Origin of the sequence: Enemella dayhoffiae (assembly GCF_002250625.1) — a bacterium.
In the GTDB taxonomy this organism is placed as follows: Bacteria; Actinomycetota; Actinomycetes; order Propionibacteriales; family Propionibacteriaceae; genus Enemella; species Enemella dayhoffiae.
In genome coordinates this window covers 43,269-58,221 of the sequence record NZ_NMVQ01000043.1, presented here as the reverse complement: position 1 = coordinate 58,221, position 14,953 = coordinate 43,269, and the positions used below count along the sequence as shown (strand labels likewise).

Here is a 14,953-nt window from a genome sequence, read left to right as displayed (position 1 = left end):
CGGCGCGTCAAGAACGCGTCAAGAACGGGCCGGGACCCAAGAATCGGGGCTGCGATGGATCTCGTGATGGACCTCATCTGTTTGTTCCTGCTGGTCGCCTTCTTCGCGGCCGTGGCCCTGCTGGCGCTGGTGCGTTCGGGGGTGCGCTCATGATCGAGAACCTGGTGGCCGCCGTGCTTGCGGTGGCTCTGCTCGGTTATCTCGGATACAGCCTGCTGCGTCCGGAGAAGTTCTGATGAGCCCGGTGCTCGCCGGCCTGCTGCAGGCCGGACTGCTGATCGGGCTGCTGGCCGTCTGCCACGTCCCGCTGGGCCGGTTGCTGTACGTCACCGCGACCGGGCCGCGGGACCTGAGGGTGGAACGCTGGTGCTACCGCGTCATCGGGGTGGACCCGAGGGCCGAACAGTCCTGGCGGCACTACCTCCTGGCGGTGCTCGGCTTCTCCCTGGCCGGCGTGCTCGCCCTGTACGCCCTGCTCCGGCTGCAGTACTGGCTGCCGCTGGGGCTGGGCCGGGACGGGTTCGACCCCGCGGGCGCGTTCAACACCGCAATCTCCTTCGTGACCAACACCAACTGGCAGTGGTACGGCGGGGACAACGCCGTCGGGCACCTGGCCCAGATGGCCGGCCTGGCGGTGCAGAACTTCGTCTCCGGTGCCACCGGGATCGCCGTCGCGTTCGCCCTCGTCCGGGGATTCGTCCGGACCGACAGCGAGCGACTCGGCAACTTCTGGGTGGACCTGACCCGGGTCACGCTGCGGGTGCTGCTCCCACTGGCGATCCTGGTGGCGCTGCTGCTGGTCGCCGGGGGAGCCCTGCAGAACCTGGCGGCGCCCTACACCGTCGATGCCCTGGCCGGTGGGCAGCAGACGCTGCCGATGGGCCCGGTGGCCAGCCAGGAGGCGATCAAGCAGTTGGGCACCAATGGCGGCGGCTTCTTCAACGCCAACGCCGCCCACCCGTTCGAGAACCCGAACCCGGTCACCAACGTGCTGCAGATCTGGGCGATGCTGGTGATCCCGTTCTCGCTGCCCCACACCTTCGGGCTGATGCTCGGGGACCGACGTCAGGGGCTGGCCATCGTCGCCGTGCAGGGCGTGCTGTGGCTCACCTCGGTGGTGCTGATCACGTGGTCCGAGGTGACCGCCCGGGGCGCGGTGCCGCAGGCGGCGGGTGGCGCGCTCGAGGGCAAGGAGTGGCGCCTGGGCGTGTGGGCCTCCGCCCTGTTCGGGGCCTCCTCGACCGGTACCTCCACCGGTGCGGTGAACTCGATGCACGACTCGTTCACCGCCGCCGGCGGCGGGATGATGATGCTGAACATGATGCTGGGTGAGGTCTCCCCCGGCGGTGTCGGCACCGGACTCTACGGGTTGCTGCTGCTGGCGGTGCTGACCGTCTTCGTCGGTGGGCTGATGGTCGGGCGTACGCCGGAGTATCTGGGCAAGAAGATCGGCCAGCGGGAGATCACCATGGTCGCCCTCGGCATCCTGGCGATGCCGTTCGCCCTGCTGCTGGGCGCCGCGATCAGCATCTCGACCCCGTCGGGGCTGGAGTCGCTGGCGAACGACGGTCCGCACGGGCTGTCGGAGATGCTGTACGCCTATGCCTCGGCGGCCAACAACAACGGCTCGGCGTTCGCCGGGCTGAGCGCGGGCACCCCGCTGCTGAACATCGGGCTCGGCCTGGCCATGCTGTGCGGCCGGTTCCTGCCGATCGCGTGCGTGCTCGCCCTGGCCGGCGCCCTGGCCCGGCAGCAACGGGTCCCGGTGACCGCCGGCACCCTTCCCACCCACGGCCCACTGTTCGTGGCCTTGACCGTGGCCATTGTCCTCATCGTGGCCGGTCTCACCTTCTTCCCTGCGCTCGCGCTGGGACCGATCGCGGAGGCGCTGCTGTGACCGGGCTGGGCGGGCTGATCAGGCGGGCGCTGCCCACCGCGGTGCGGCGGCTGGACCCGCGCCACCAGTGGCACTCCCCGGTGATGTTCGTGGTCTGGATCGGCTCGGTGCTCGGCACCGTACTGGCCGTGCTCCGGCCTTCGGTGTTCGCTGTCTCGCTGGTGCTGTGGTTGTGGGCCACCATCGTGTTCGCCAACCTGGCCGAAGCCGTCGCCGAGGGCCGCGGCAAGGCGCAGGCGGCCAGCCTCCGGGCGGCCAGGACCGAGACGATGGCGCGCCGGATCACCGATGGCTTCGAGACCCAGGTACCCGGCACCGACCTGGTACCCGGGGACAAGGTGGTGGTCGAGGCGGGCCAGATCATTCCTGGTGACGGGGACGTGATCGAGGGCGTCGCCAGCGTCGACGAGTCCGCCATCACCGGCGAATCCGCACCGGTGATCCGGGAGTCCGGCGGCGATCGCTGCGCGGTCACCGGCGGCACCACCGTGCTGTCGGACCGGATCGTGGTGCGGATCACCCAACGGCCCGGCCAGTCCTTCCTGGACCGGATGATCGCACTGGTGGAAGGTGCCTCACGGCAGAAGACACCCAACGAGATCTCGTTGAACATCCTGCTGTCGGCGCTGACGATCATCTTCACCCTGGCGGTGGTCACGCTGCAGCCGCTGGCTGCGTACTCGCAGGCCAAGCAGGACCTGCTGGTGCTGGTGGCGCTGCTGGTCTGCCTCATCCCCACCACCATCGGGGCGCTGCTCTCGGCAATCGGGATCGCCGGCATGGACCGGCTGGTGCAGCGCAACGTGCTGGCCATGTCCGGGCGTGCCGTGGAGGCCGCCGGTGACGTGTCGGTGCTGCTGCTGGACAAGACTGGCACGATCACCCACGGGAACCGGCGGGCAGTCGACTTCCACCCGGTCGACGGCCACGGCCGGGAGGTGCTCGCCAAGGCCGCGCTGCTGTCCAGCCTGGCCGACGAGACCCCCGAGGGGCGTTCCATCGTCGCCCTGGCCACCGAGCAGTACGCGGGCCTGGAACGCTACCGGGACACCGACGGGGAGGTGATCCCCTTCTCGGCCGAGACCCGGATGAGCGGGGTCGACCTGCCCGAGGAGAGGCTGATCCGAAAGGGCGCTGCCTCGGCCTGCCTCGCCTGGGCCCACGGGCAGGGGGGCCACTCCAGCGACGAGGTCGACCGGGTGGTCGAGCAGGTGTCCGCCCGTGGCGCCACCCCCTTGGTGGTGGCCAGCAGTGACGGGCACCGGGGCGCGCGTGTGCTGGGTGTGGTCGAGCTTGCCGATGTTGTCAAGGACGGCATCCGGGAGCGGTTCGACTCGCTGCGGGCGATGGGCATCCGGACCGTGATGATCACCGGTGACAACGCCACCACGGCGCGGGCCATCGCCGCGGAGGCGGGGGTCGACGACTTCCTGGCCGAGGCCAAACCGGAGACGAAGGTGGCCCTGATCGCCCACGAACAGGCCGGCGGGGCACTGGTGGCGATGGCGGGTGACGGCACCAACGACGCTCCCGCGCTGGCCCGGGCTGATGTGGGGGTGGCGATGAACACCGGCACCTCCGCCGCCAAGGAGGCGGGCAACATGGTGGACCTCGACTCCGACCCGACCAAGCTGATCGAGGTGGTCGAGATCGGAAAGCAGCTGCTGATGACCCGCGGGGCGTTGACCACCTTCTCCATCGCGAACGACGTGGCGAAGTACTTCGCGATCATCCCGGCGATGTTCGTCACCACGTTCCCGCAGCTGCAGGCGATCAACATCATGCGGCTGCACTCTCCGACCTCGGCGATCCTGTCGGCGGTGATCTTCAACGCACTGGTGATCGTGGCGTTGATCCCGCTGGCGCTTCGCGGGGTGGCGTATCGGCCCCGCTCGGCCGCTGAGCTGCTGCGCCGCAACCTGTTCGTCTATGGGCTTGGCGGACTGGTTGCCCCGTTCCTCGGCATCAAGCTGATCGATCTGCTGGTCGGGCTGCTGCCCGGCCTGTGAGAGGAGTTCAACCATGAAGCAACTGTTCCGTCAGCTGCTGCCCGGTGTCCGGGCGGTGGCCCTGTTCACCATCCTGCTGGGAGTGGCGTACCCACTGCTGGTCACCGGAGTCGCCCAGCTGGTCTTCCCCAGCCAGGCGAACGGGTCGGTGATCGAGGTCGGCGGTCGTCAGGCGTCGACCCACCTGGCCCAGCGCTTCGAGGGCCCGCAGTGGCTGCAGCCGCGTCCGTCGCAGGCCAGGAACTCCAGCGACCCCGATGACCCGGGTTGGAACGGGCTGTACTCCGGCGCCTCCAATCTGGGGCCGAACTCGAGTGACCTGCTGGCCCAGGTGCAGCAGCGCCGCGTCGAGATCGCCGCCGCCAACGGCGTACGCCCCGACCAGGTGCCGGCGGACGCGCTCACCGCATCGGCGTCCGGGTTGGATGCCGACATCTCCCCGGCGTACGCCGAACTGCAGGTGAACCGGATCGCCGCCGCCCGGGGCGTACCGGCGGACACGGTGCGGACCGCCGTCCTGGCCGGCACCCGCCAGCGTCCGCTCGGGTTCCTGGGTGAGCCCACGGTCAACGTGGTCGAGGTCAACGCGGCCCTGGCGCGGGGCTGAGTGGGGCTGCCCCCGATGAGCGAGACATCCCCGATGGGTGAGACTGGGGCGGTGAGCACAACCGGCACCCTGCCCCGCGGCGAGCTGCGGGTGCTGTTGGGCGCCGCCCCCGGGGTGGGCAAGACCTTTGCGATGCTCAACGAGGGACGACGGCGGGCGGCCCGCGGTACCGACGTGGTGGTCGCGTTCGTCGAGACCCACGGGCGCCGGCTCACCGCCGAGCAGCTCGCCGGGCTGGAGCTCATCCCCCGCCGCAGGGTGACCCACTCCGGCGCCGGCTTCACCGAGATGGACCTGGACGCGGTGCTGGCCCGCCGCCCGCAGGTGGCTCTGGTCGACGAGTTGGCGCACCACAACGTGCCGGGCTCCCGAAACACCCGCCGCTGCGAGGACGTGGAGGAGCTGTTGGCGGCCGGGATCGACGTGATCACCACCGTCAACGTGCAGCACCTGGAGTCGCTGAACGACGTGGTCGCCCAGATCACCGGGATCCGGCAGCGGGAGACCGTGCCAGACGCGGTGGTCCGCTCGGCCGACCAGATCGAGCTGGTCGACATGGCCCCCGAGGCGCTGCGCCGGCGGATGGCGCACGGCAACGTGTACGCCCCGGAGAAGGTGGACGCGGCGCTGCGGAACTACTTCCGGCCCGGCAACCTGGCGGCGCTGCGCGAACTGGCCCTGCTCTGGGTGGCCGATCGGGTCGACGCCGGGCTTACCGCCTATCGGCGGACCCACGCGATCGACGCCCCCTGGGCCACGCGGGAGCGGGTACTCGTCGCCCTGTCCGGCGGACCCGAGGGCGCCCACCTGGTACGCCGCGGTGCGCGTATCGCCTCTCGCGGGGTGGGCGGTGAACTGGTCGCGGTGTACGTGGCCCGCTCCGACGGGCTCGTTGATCGGGACCAGGCCCGGCTGGGGGCGCAGCAACGGCTGGTCGACGACCTGTCCGGCAGCTTTCAGACTGTGACCGGGGAGGACCCGGCGGAGGCCGTGCTGGAGCATGCCCGCTCGATCAACGCGACCCAGATCGTGGTGGGCCTGACCCGTCGCCGACCCTGGCAACGGCTTTTCGGCGCTCCGGTCAGTCAGCGGATCATCGAGGGCTCCGGCGACATCGACGTGCACATCGTCAGTCACGAGGAGGCCGGCCGCGGCCACGGCTGGCACCGCACCGCGGAACTGCCCCGGACCCGTCGGCTGGCCGGTACGCTGCTGGCCCTCCTCCTGCCGGTGGTGCTGACGATCCTGCTGGCTGCGTTACCTCCGGAGCACGTGCACCAGCTGGCGCTGATGGTGTTCCTGTCCAGCACGGTGCTGGTGGCCCTGGTCGGTGGGCTGGTCCCGGCGGTGCTCGCGGCGGTGGCGTCCTCGTTGCTGGTGAACTGGTTCTTCACCCCGCCGCTCCACACGCTCACCATCGCCGACCCGGCGAACATCGCCTCGCTGGCCATCTTCGTTCTGGTCGGGGTCGCCGTGGCCACCGTGGTCGACCGGGCCGCGACCCGCACCCGCCGGGGCGCCGAGGCGCGGGCCGAGGCGGACACCCTGCTCTGGCTCACCTCGCAGACTCTCGGGGAACGGCTCACCGTGGCAAGGGTGCTGGACCAGGTGCGGCGCACCTTCCTGTTGTCCGGGGTCCAGTTCCGCACTCGCGAGCAGGCCACCGCTCCGTGGCGGGTGGTGGAGCAGTCCGGCAGCCCGGTGGGCGACCCCGACTCGGTCCTCGCGCTCGACGACAACCGCGAGTTCGCCGTGTTCGGACGCGGCCTCACGGTGGCCGAGCAACGGGTGCTGGCCGCCTTCGGCGTCCAGGTGATGAACGAGCTGGAACGCGCGGGACTGGCCGAGCAGGCCGCGGCGGCCGGGGAGCTGGCCGACCGAAGCGCCTTCCAGACCGCGCTGCTGGCCGCCGTCTCGCACGACCTGCGCACCCCGTTGGCCGCCATCAAGGCGTCCTCCTCCTCGTTGCTGGCCAGCGACGTCGAGTTGTCGGCCGAGGATCGTCGTTCCCTTCTGGACATGGTTGACGACAACGCCGACCGGCTCGGCCGGCTGATCGGCAACCTGTTGGACATGACCCGCCTGCAGACCGGCACCATGTCGGTGCAATCCCGCCCGGCCCTGCTCGACGAGGTGGTCCGCCCGGCGCTGGTCGGGCTGCAGGACCGAGTGGTGTTCGAGCAGGAGCCGGGGCTGCCGCTGCTGCAGACCGATCCAGGTCTGGCCGAGCGCATGGTGGCGAACGTGGTCGACAACGCGCTGCGGCACCAACCGGCGGACCGTCCGGTACGCCTCTGCGCGGGCCTGGTCGGTGGCCGCGACGGCGGCCGGATCGAGCTGCGGGTCAGCGACAACGGCCCCGGGGTGCCGCCGGGACGCCGGGAACAGATGTTCCAGCCGTTCCAGCGACTCGGTGATGCACCGGCCGGGCAGGGTCTCGGGCTCGGACTGGCGGTGGTGGCCGGCTTCGCCCGGGCCATCGGTGCGACTCTGGAGATCGATGACACCCCCGGCGGCGGATTGACCCTGGTGCTCGGGTTCCCAGCAGGCAGCGACCATGACTGACCGGCCGACGATTCTGGTCGTCGACGACGAGCCGAGCCTGGTCAAGGCCGTCGAGATCAACCTGCACGCCCGCGGCTTCGCCACCATCAGCGCAGCCTCGGCGGCCGGGGCGCTGCGGGCCAGCAGCGAACGCCACGTGGACCTCGTGCTGCTGGACCTGGGGTTGCCGGACGCCGACGGCCTGGACGTCATCGCCGGCATCCGGGGCTGGTCCCAGGTACCGATCATCGTGCTCTCGGCCCGGCACACCAGCGATGACAAGGTCGAGGCGCTGGACGCCGGGGCCGACGACTACGTCACCAAACCTTTCGCGATGAACGAGCTGCTGGCCCGGATCCGGGCCGGGTTGCGACGCGCCGTGGCGACCGGTGGGGACGAGGCGCGGGTCGTCACGGCCGGCCCGATCGCCATCGACCGGAGTCGCGCCGAGGTCACCGTGGACGGAGTCGCCGTGCGGCTGACCCCGACCGAGTGGCGGATCCTGGACCTGCTGGCGCGCAACGCGGGTGCCCTGGTCAGCCAGATCCAGATCCTCAACGACGTGTGGGGTCCCGGTCACGAACGTGAGACCCAGTACCTGCGCGTCTATCTGGCCACGCTGCGCCGCAAGCTCGAACCGGACCCGAGTCACCCGGCGTACCTGATCACCGAACCCGGCCTCGGATATCGGCTGATCGCTGATTCGCAATCGCGAATCTGACCCCGATCGCAGCCTACGCTGGTGGTCATGACCCAGCCGTCCATGTCGTACCCGCCGCCGCAGCAGTCGCCGATGCCCTACCGCCCAGCGAGCCGCCCCGGCTGGCCGGTGATGCGCAAGAAGCAGATGCTCGTCCTGCCCATCATCACGATCATCCTCGGCTCCCTGGTGATGGGGGCGCTCGTGCTGCTGACCACCATCGGGACCAGCAACAAGGGGATCGCGCTGCTGGCAATCCTGTGCAGTGCGCTCGTCTCGAGCATCGGTGTCCTGCTGCTGCTGTGGCTCGACCGCTGGGAGCCCGAGCCGCCGCACCTGCTAGTGGCCGCCTTCTTCTGGGGTGGCGGGGTGTGCCTGATCCTGGTGGTGATCTTCAACCTCCTGCTGTCGGCGGTCGGCGGCAGTGGCGACTTCTTCGGCGCGACGATCGCGGCGCCGCTGGCCGAAGAGTCGGCGAAGGCGCTGTTCCTGGTGCTGATCCTGCTGACCAGCCGACGTGGCCGGGGTGAGTTCAACAGCCTGACCGACGCCCTGGTGTACGCCGGATTCATCGGGATCGGCTTCTCCTTCATCGAGGACCTGATGTACATCGCCGGCCAGAAGACCGTCGGCGAGGCGCTGCTGCTGGCCGGAATCCGGCTCGGCCTGGGCGCCTTCTCGCACTCGATCTATACCGCGATGACGGCGATCGGGATCTGGAAGGGGATGAACTCCCGCGGCGCGATGCGGTTCATCTGGCCGTTCCTCGGCTGGTGCGCGGCGGTGCTGCTGCATGCGCTGCACAACGGATCGACCTTCCTCGGCATCGGCGCCTTTTTCGGCATGCTCGTGCTGGTGGCGCTGCCCGCCTTCATCTGCATCGTGGTGATGGCCGTCTTCGCGTTCCGCCGCGAGGGCCGGGTGGTGCAGCAGCAGCTGCCGGTGATGGTGCACTCCGGTTGGATCTCGCCCACCGAGGCCGGCTGGCTGGGTCACCTGAAGGGCCGCAAGCAGCAGTTGGCGGCTGCGCAGTCGCGGGGCAAGGAGGAGCGGACCCGGCTGCAGGCGTTCCGCGACAACGCCACCGAGCTCGCGTTCGTCCGGGACCGGCTCGACGACCAGCAGCGGCGCAACCAGCAGCTCAGCCCCGAACTGCTCACCCAGCACGACGGACTGGTCGGCCTGCTCAGCAACAACAAGCAGTGGGTGGATCAGCAGTTGGCCCCGCACGCCAGCGGCTGGTCACCGATGCCGGGGGCGCCCGGCACGGCGTACCCCATGGGCTGAGCCTGTAGATTCTGGGCCGTGACGATCCAGGTAAGGACCATCTCGACCGCCAAGCACCTCGACTTCATCCGGGCCCAGCCCTCGGCGAGCTTTCTGCAGACGCCGGCGTGGGCGAAGGTGAAGTCGGAGTGGGGGTCGGAGTCGCTGGGCTTCTTCGACCTCGACGCCGACGGCAGCCCGATGGTCGGTGCGGCGCTGGTGCTCTACCGCCAGGTGCCCCGGTTGAAGCGCTATCTGGCCTACCTGCCGGAGGGGCCGGTGGTGGACTGGGCGAGCGTCGACGTCGAACGGCTGCTGCCGGCGTTGGTGCGGCACTGCCGCAATCAGGGCGCCTTCGGCGTACGCATCGGACCCACCGTGCTGGTCCGGGCCTGGGACGCCGACACGATCAAGGCCGCGATCTCCGACCCCGCGATCCACGCGCTGTCCGACGCGACGCCCGACGAGACGAACCTCGACGCGACCCGGGTGCGCAACCAGCTGCGCCACCTCGGCTGGCTGCCGCCGAAGCCGGAGAGCGCGGGCTTCGCGGCCGGGCAGCCGCGGTTCAACTTCTGGCTGCCGCTGGCGCATCCGAACGGTACGCCGAAGACTCCCGAGGAGCTGTTGAAGCGGATGAACCAGCTCTGGCGGCGCAACATCAAGAAGGCCGAGAAGGCCGGCGTGCAGGTCCGCCTCGGCGGGCGCGCCGAGCTGGGGCGTTTCCACGAGGTGTACGCCGAGACCGCCGAGCGGGACGGGTTCACCCCGCGTCCGCTCTCCTATTTCGAGACGATGTGGGACGCGCTGACCGCCGAGGACGGCGACCGGATCCGGCTCTATCTCGCCGAGCACGAGGGCGATCTGGTCGCCGCCACCACCTGGGTCCGGGTCGGCCAGCACGCCTGGTATTCCTATGGCGCCTCCACCAGCCACAAGCGCGAGGTGCGCGGTTCCAACGCGGTGCAGTGGCGGATGATCACCGACGCCCTGGCCGCCGGCGCGACCGTCTATGACCTGCGCGGGATCACCGAGGGACTGGAGGCCGACGACCCGCACCTGGGGCTGATCCAGTTCAAGGTCGGCACCGGCGGGCGGGCGGTGGAGTACCTCGGCGAATGGGACCTGCCGATCAACCGGGCGCTCTACCGCGCCTTCGACGCCTACGTGAACCGGGGCGCCCTGGTCGCCGCGGCCCGCGGCCTCGTCCGCAACCCGATGCGGGTGGTCACCGGGGCGGTGGGGGCCGGGCGCGGCCCGGCCCGGGCCGTGGGCCGCCTGGTCCGCGACGCGCAACGGTCTGAATGAGACAATTTTAAGGTTTTGCCCGGCTTTTCACGGCGCAGGCGTACAGTTGCGCAATGGCTACCACACCAACCGCCGCCCGCACCCCGCGGCGCGGCGAGGGGAGCTACGACGAGCGGCGCGACCGCCTCGCAGATTCTGCTCTGCGCACGCTCGGTGAGTTGGGATACGCCCGCACCAGCCTCCGCGAGATCGCGTCGAACTCGCCCTACACCCACGGCGTGGTCCACTACTACTTCCGGGACAAGACCGAGCTGATCCGCTACTGCGTGCGCCACTACAAGCGACAGTGCGTGCACCGCTACGACTCGGTGGTGGCCGACTCGAGTACACCGGAGGAGCTGCTCGAGGCCTTTGCCGACAAGCTCATCCAGACGATCCGCGACGATGCGCCGATGCACCGGCTCTGGTATGACCTGCGCACGCAGAGCATGTTCGATCCGCAACTACGACGCGATGTGCTGGACATCGACGGGCAGTTGGCGCAGATGATCGGCCGCGTCCTCGACCGCTACGCCGACCTGTCCGGGCTGGCGCTGACGATCCCCGTTGCCACGGCGTACGCGATGCTGGACGGGGTGCTCGAGCGGGCGCTGCTGCGCTCGCTGGCGGATCAGCCGGGCGCGCTGCCCGAGTTGCACCAGACCGCCACCTCCCTGCTGCCGACCCTGTTCGGCTGACCGGTTGGGCCCACCCGGTCCCTCGGATCGGGCGGTGCCGCATCGGACAGACACCGGGCTCGGTAACGTGGCATCCGTGACCGGACTGACACTGACCATCGACGTCGACCGCTGGCGCCAGCACCTGCGCCGTCAGGTGGACCGCACTCCCGGCCTGGTGCCGGTGGCCAAGGGCAACGGCTATGGCTTCGGCCTGTCCCGACTGGCCGCCGAGGCCACCGCCCTCGGCCTGGACACCTTGGCCGTTGGCACTCCCGGGGAGGCCGCCTCGATCAAGGACGAGTTCGCCGGCGACATCGTGATCATGCTGCCGTGGGAGCCGAACGATCCGCACGCGGTCGCCCAGGCCCGCGATCCGCGGGTCGTGGTGACCGTGTCGCGGCTCACCGATCTCGAGGTGCTCGCCAACCTGGGCGGGGACCGGATCCGGGTGCTGGTCGAGGTGTTGACCAGCATGAAGCGGCACGGCCTGCCGAGTGAGGACCTGCAGGCGCTGGCCGCTTGGCAGGAATTCCTGCAGCTCGACGGGTGGACCATCCACCTGCCGCTGGCCGGCCGCGGCAATCGGCAGGAGGCCGAGACCCTGGCCCGGATGGCGCGCGACGTGGCGGATGCGCCGGTGTGGTTCTCCCACCTGAGCACCGAGGACTACCAGGCGGTGAACGCCCAGCTCGGCGCCGGCCGGTGCCGACTGCGGATGGGGACCCAGCTCTGGCTGGGCGACCCCGGGGCGCTGAAGACCACCGCGACCGTGCTGGACGTGCACCCGGTCAAGCGTGGCGAGCGGATGGGTTATTGGCAGCGCCCTTCGGTGACCGACGGTTATGTGGTCGTCGTGTCCGGGGGCACGTCGAACGGGATCGGACTGGAGGCGCCCAGTGCGGTGCACACGGTCCGGCAGCGGGCGATCTCCTTCGCCACCGGCGGCCTCGAGGCGGCCGGCCTGGCGCTCTCGCCGTTCACCATCGGCGGGTCGAAGCGTTGGTTCGTCGAGCCGCCACACATGCAGACCTCCCTGGTTTTCCTGCCCAGCAAGGTGGATCCGCCGCAGGTGGGTGAGGAGATCCCGGTCGAGGTGCGCAACACGATCGCCACGTTCGACAACATCGTCGAGGCCTGAGGCGAGCCCCGCTCAGCAACCGGGGAACTCGGCCTGCTGCCAGCGGGTGAGCTGCTCCCCGGAGACCGCGACCCGGTATCGCTGACAGCCGGTGCCGATCACCGTCAGCGTGGCCACCGCCTCGGCACCGTCGGGCTCGACCTGGGCCGACACCACCACCCGTCCGGTCCAGTCGCGGGCCAGGCCCTCGCGCGGATGGGTCTGCTTCGCCTCCCCGTCGAGCTGGGCGTACGCCTCGTCGAGGCGGCCGGCGTTCAGGGCGGCGACCAGCCGGCCGATCGCCGCCCGGGTCGGCTCCGGAGCGCCACCGGTCACGGTCGGGGGAAACTTCGGGCCGGCCGGATGGGGGCAGCCCGCGGGCGGCGGAGGTTGCCCGGTCGGGCCGAGCAGCGGATCGATCAGGGCGCCCAGTTCGGCCAGTTGGAACTGGTGCGGGTTGGTCTGGTCCGGGGCGGTCTCGATCACCATGCCGAGCAGGGTCCCGTCCCGCCCCAGCACGGGAGCACCGGCCAGCCCGGGGTCGAACTCTCCGCCCATCCGGCTGATCTGCGCCTCCCCCTCCGGTGCCGGGGCGCGTTGGCCGACCTCCTGCACCTGACCGGTCCGGGCCGCGGGGCGACCGCGCAGCGGGTCGGGGCCGCGGGCGCTCCGGCCCAGCACCAGCGCCTCGTCGCCCACGGCCAGCGGCCTGGTGCCGATCGACAGGGCGGGGGCGCCGAGCGGCCGGGCGGTGCGCAGCAGGGCGAGGTTGGCCTCGGGCTGCACCTTGACCACCTCGGCCGACACCACCCCGGCGGCATCGACGACACCGACGGACCGCGCCCCCGCGACGGAGTGCCAGGCGGTGGCGAGGGTGTCCGGGCCGACCGCGTACGCCGACCCGATGCCGGTTCCGGAACAGGTGCTCGCGATCACCCGGCGTACGCTGCCGTCGGCTCGCGCGGCCACCTCCGCCCAGGCCCCGTCCAGGGTCGGTTCGGGCGGATCTGGGGCGACCGGCGGGGTGGGCGCTCGGGGCGTCGGACCGGGTGGGGACGTCGCGGAGGACGTGCCAGGGCTGGCGGAGGCGGCCGGACCCGAGCCGAACGGGTTCTGTCCGCGCAACTGGAAGGCGGTCAGAATCCCGGCGATCACGGCCAGCACGAGGAGCCCGGCGGTGACCGGAATCATCGCCCGGGCGCGTGGGCCCCGGGATTGCTCCGTGGGCTCGGCCAGGTGGGTCTGCGGACTGGGCGCCCGATGGATCGCGGTCGCCTCCTCGTCGCGACGGGGCAGGCCGCAGTTCGGGCAGGTGGGTGCCGCCGCAGTCACCTGCGCCTGACAGTTGGGGCAGCGGTCCACGGCACCCCCTTCCCTCACACTGGTCGGGACGTTACCGGGTCGACGGGCCGGGCCGGGCGACCGCGGCGGTCAGTCGCGGAGTTTGGCGCGCATCGCCCGGGTGTCCTCCTCGCGCCAGCCGAGGGTGTTCAGCATCGGTTCGATTCCCCCGTGCTCGCGGGTGGCGTACGCCAAGAAGGCGCGCATGGTCTCCGGACGGGTCATGTGCGAGTCGAGGCTGCGTCCGCTCAGGTTGGCCCGATAGGTCTCCGAACCGAGCAGCCGACCGATGATCAGCTCCATCCGTTCCGATGAGGCGGCATAGTCGGCGATCACCGCTTCCTCCTCGGCGCCGGCGAGCAGCAGGGCGAGAGCGACCGCGGTCCCGGTCCGGTCCTTGCCGGCGGCGCAGTGCACCAGGGTCGCGCCCTCGGCGTTGGCGATCACCCGCAGCGCACCGATCACCGACTCCGGCCGTTCGGCCAGGAAGGAGAGGTAGGTGGAGGCGTACGCGTCGTCGACCTGGATGCTCGGTTTCTTGCCCTGGAAGGGAAGCGCGTCACCGGGCAGTTCCTTGCCTGCGGTGTCGCGGCGGGCGCCTTTGCGTTCGGTGTTGTCTGGCAGCACGTCGTCCAGGTCGTCGCTGTCGGCGGCGTCATAGCGCTCGGGGATGAACGAATAGTGGTGCAGGCGGACTCGGTCATCGCCGACCAGCGGCCCGGCACCGGTGTGGTGCACCTCGTAGGCCGAACGCAGGTCGACCACGTCGGTCAGCCCGAGGGCCAGCAGCTGGTCGACATCGGCGGTGGTGAGGTCCTGCAGGTTGTCGCTGCGCAGCAGCCGGCCGGGGCGGATCTCACCGCCGTCGGTGGTCGGCGTACCACCGACATCGCGGGCGTTGACCAGGGAATCGAATTGCAGCCAGTTCACGTTCGCGATCCTAGGAGGCCCGGGTGAACCGTCAGTGACCGGTCTGCGACCTGGGTGCGGGCGACGATGATCACCCCCCGGGGGAGCGTTACGGTCCGCTCCATGCCACAGACCGTCGCCGAGATGTGGGTCCCGGTCGCACCGGAGGTCGCCTTCGCCGTGTCGCAGACCACCGGCCCGACCAGGCTCCGGTGGGACCCGTTCATCCGGCGCCAACAGCATCTCGACGGGGCGGTCGGCGGCGGCAAGGGAGTGCGCACGAAGACGTGGTCACGGCTCGGGCCGGTGATGGTGAGTCGGTACGCCGCCTGGCGTCCCCCGACCTCGGTCGGGATGACCATGGAGACCGGTCCCTGGTTCTTCGCCAGCTTCGCCGGGGGCTGGCGGTTCACCGCCGAGGGGTCGGGAACGCGGGCCGTGTGGAAGTACAGCTGGACGATCCGGCCGGGGTGGCTGCGTCCCATCGCCGAACCGATCGGCCGTTGGCTGCTCGGCCGCGAGATCCGCGCCCGGATCGCCGGCTTCGCCAAGGGATGCGAGGATCCCGTCGTCCTCGCCCACGCCGGCTGAGCCCG

General features: G+C 70.7%; 13 protein-coding genes. 11 read left to right on the top strand and 2 right to left on the bottom strand.

Annotated elements, in window-relative coordinates; all coding sequences use genetic code 11:
* Positions 1-149: 149 nt before the first annotated feature.
* The 10 genes from kdpF to CGZ93_RS14220 all read left to right on the top strand — a co-directional run bounded on the left by kdpF (position 150) and on the right by CGZ93_RS14220 (position 12,128).
* Entirely contained in the window at positions 150-236 is an 87-nt protein-coding gene (kdpF, locus tag CGZ93_RS20140; protein ID WP_141211240.1) for a K(+)-transporting ATPase subunit F, read from the top strand.
* Positions 236-1,897, top strand: a complete 1,662-nt coding sequence (kdpA, locus tag CGZ93_RS14260; protein WP_094364822.1) for a potassium-transporting ATPase subunit KdpA — start codon at positions 236-238, stop codon at positions 1,895-1,897. Before kdpF ends, kdpA begins: the two co-directional genes overlap by 1 nt.
* On the top strand, positions 1,894-3,906 hold the full coding sequence (kdpB, locus tag CGZ93_RS14255) for a potassium-transporting ATPase subunit KdpB (RefSeq protein ID WP_094364821.1): 2,013 nt from the start codon (positions 1,894-1,896) through the stop codon (positions 3,904-3,906). Before kdpA ends, kdpB begins: the two co-directional genes overlap by 4 nt.
* Positions 3,907-3,919: 13 nt before the next feature.
* Positions 3,920-4,513, top strand: coding sequence for a K(+)-transporting ATPase subunit C (gene kdpC, locus CGZ93_RS14250; protein WP_094364820.1), 594 nt, complete (start codon positions 3,920-3,922; stop codon positions 4,511-4,513).
* Between the two features lie 51 nt (positions 4,514-4,564).
* Entirely contained in the window at positions 4,565-7,078 is a 2,514-nt protein-coding gene (locus CGZ93_RS14245) for a DUF4118 domain-containing protein (protein WP_176451780.1), read from the top strand.
* On the top strand, positions 7,071-7,778 hold the full coding sequence (locus CGZ93_RS14240; RefSeq protein ID WP_094364818.1) for a response regulator: 708 nt from the start codon (positions 7,071-7,073) through the stop codon (positions 7,776-7,778). Before CGZ93_RS14245 ends, CGZ93_RS14240 begins: the two co-directional genes overlap by 8 nt.
* Positions 7,779-7,805: 27 nt before the next feature.
* Positions 7,806-9,044: a PrsW family intramembrane metalloprotease gene (locus CGZ93_RS14235; RefSeq protein WP_094364817.1), complete on the top strand. Its 1,239-nt coding sequence runs from the start codon at positions 7,806-7,808 to the stop codon at positions 9,042-9,044.
* Between the two features lie 18 nt (positions 9,045-9,062).
* Entirely contained in the window at positions 9,063-10,331 is a 1,269-nt protein-coding gene (locus CGZ93_RS14230; RefSeq protein WP_094364816.1) for a lipid II:glycine glycyltransferase FemX, read from the top strand.
* A 53-nt stretch (positions 10,332-10,384) separates the two neighbouring features.
* Positions 10,385-11,008 carry a TetR/AcrR family transcriptional regulator gene (locus CGZ93_RS14225; protein WP_094364815.1) on the top strand — a complete coding sequence of 208 codons (624 nt, stop codon included), beginning with the start codon at positions 10,385-10,387 and terminating at the stop codon, positions 11,006-11,008.
* A gap of 76 nt (positions 11,009-11,084) precedes the next feature.
* Positions 11,085-12,128 carry an alanine racemase gene (locus CGZ93_RS14220; RefSeq protein ID WP_229117476.1) on the top strand — a complete coding sequence of 348 codons (1,044 nt, stop codon included), beginning with the start codon at positions 11,085-11,087 and terminating at the stop codon, positions 12,126-12,128.
* 12 nt (positions 12,129-12,140) lie between these two features.
* Here the strand turns inward: CGZ93_RS14220 and CGZ93_RS14215 are convergent, their stop codons facing one another.
* Together CGZ93_RS14215 and CGZ93_RS14210 are read right to left on the bottom strand one after the other, a co-directional pair.
* Positions 12,141-13,469 (bottom strand): S1 family peptidase, encoded by a 1,329-nt coding sequence (locus tag CGZ93_RS14215; RefSeq protein ID WP_094364814.1) that lies wholly within the window; start codon positions 13,467-13,469, stop codon positions 12,141-12,143.
* Between the two features lie 69 nt (positions 13,470-13,538).
* Positions 13,539-14,378, bottom strand: a complete 840-nt coding sequence (locus CGZ93_RS14210) for a tyrosine-protein phosphatase (RefSeq protein ID WP_229117475.1) — start codon at positions 14,376-14,378, stop codon at positions 13,539-13,541.
* 102 nt (positions 14,379-14,480) lie between these two features.
* On the opposite strand from CGZ93_RS14210, the gene CGZ93_RS14205 reads away from it, so the two are divergent.
* Positions 14,481-14,948, top strand: a complete 468-nt coding sequence (locus CGZ93_RS14205; protein ID WP_094364952.1) for an SRPBCC family protein — start codon at positions 14,481-14,483, stop codon at positions 14,946-14,948.
* Positions 14,949-14,953 lie beyond the last annotated feature (5 nt).

What these genes read in the sequence shown, in the direction of transcription:
- kdpF (WP_141211240.1), top strand. Translation starts at nt 150, where the DNA reads ATGATCGAGAACCTGGTGGCCGCCGTGCTTGCGGTGGCTCTGCTCGGT.
- kdpA (WP_094364822.1), top strand. Translation starts at nt 236, where the DNA reads ATGAGCCCGGTGCTCGCCGGCCTGCTGCAGGCCGGACTGCTGATCGGG.
- kdpC (WP_094364820.1), top strand. Translation starts at nt 3,920, where the DNA reads ATGAAGCAACTGTTCCGTCAGCTGCTGCCCGGTGTCCGGGCGGTGGCC.
- CGZ93_RS14240 (WP_094364818.1), top strand. Translation starts at nt 7,071, where the DNA reads ATGACTGACCGGCCGACGATTCTGGTCGTCGACGACGAGCCGAGCCTG.
- CGZ93_RS14235 (WP_094364817.1), top strand. Translation starts at nt 7,806, where the DNA reads ATGACCCAGCCGTCCATGTCGTACCCGCCGCCGCAGCAGTCGCCGATG.
- CGZ93_RS14225 (WP_094364815.1), top strand. Translation starts at nt 10,385, where the DNA reads ATGGCTACCACACCAACCGCCGCCCGCACCCCGCGGCGCGGCGAGGGG.
- CGZ93_RS14205 (WP_094364952.1), top strand. Translation starts at nt 14,481, where the DNA reads ATGCCACAGACCGTCGCCGAGATGTGGGTCCCGGTCGCACCGGAGGTC.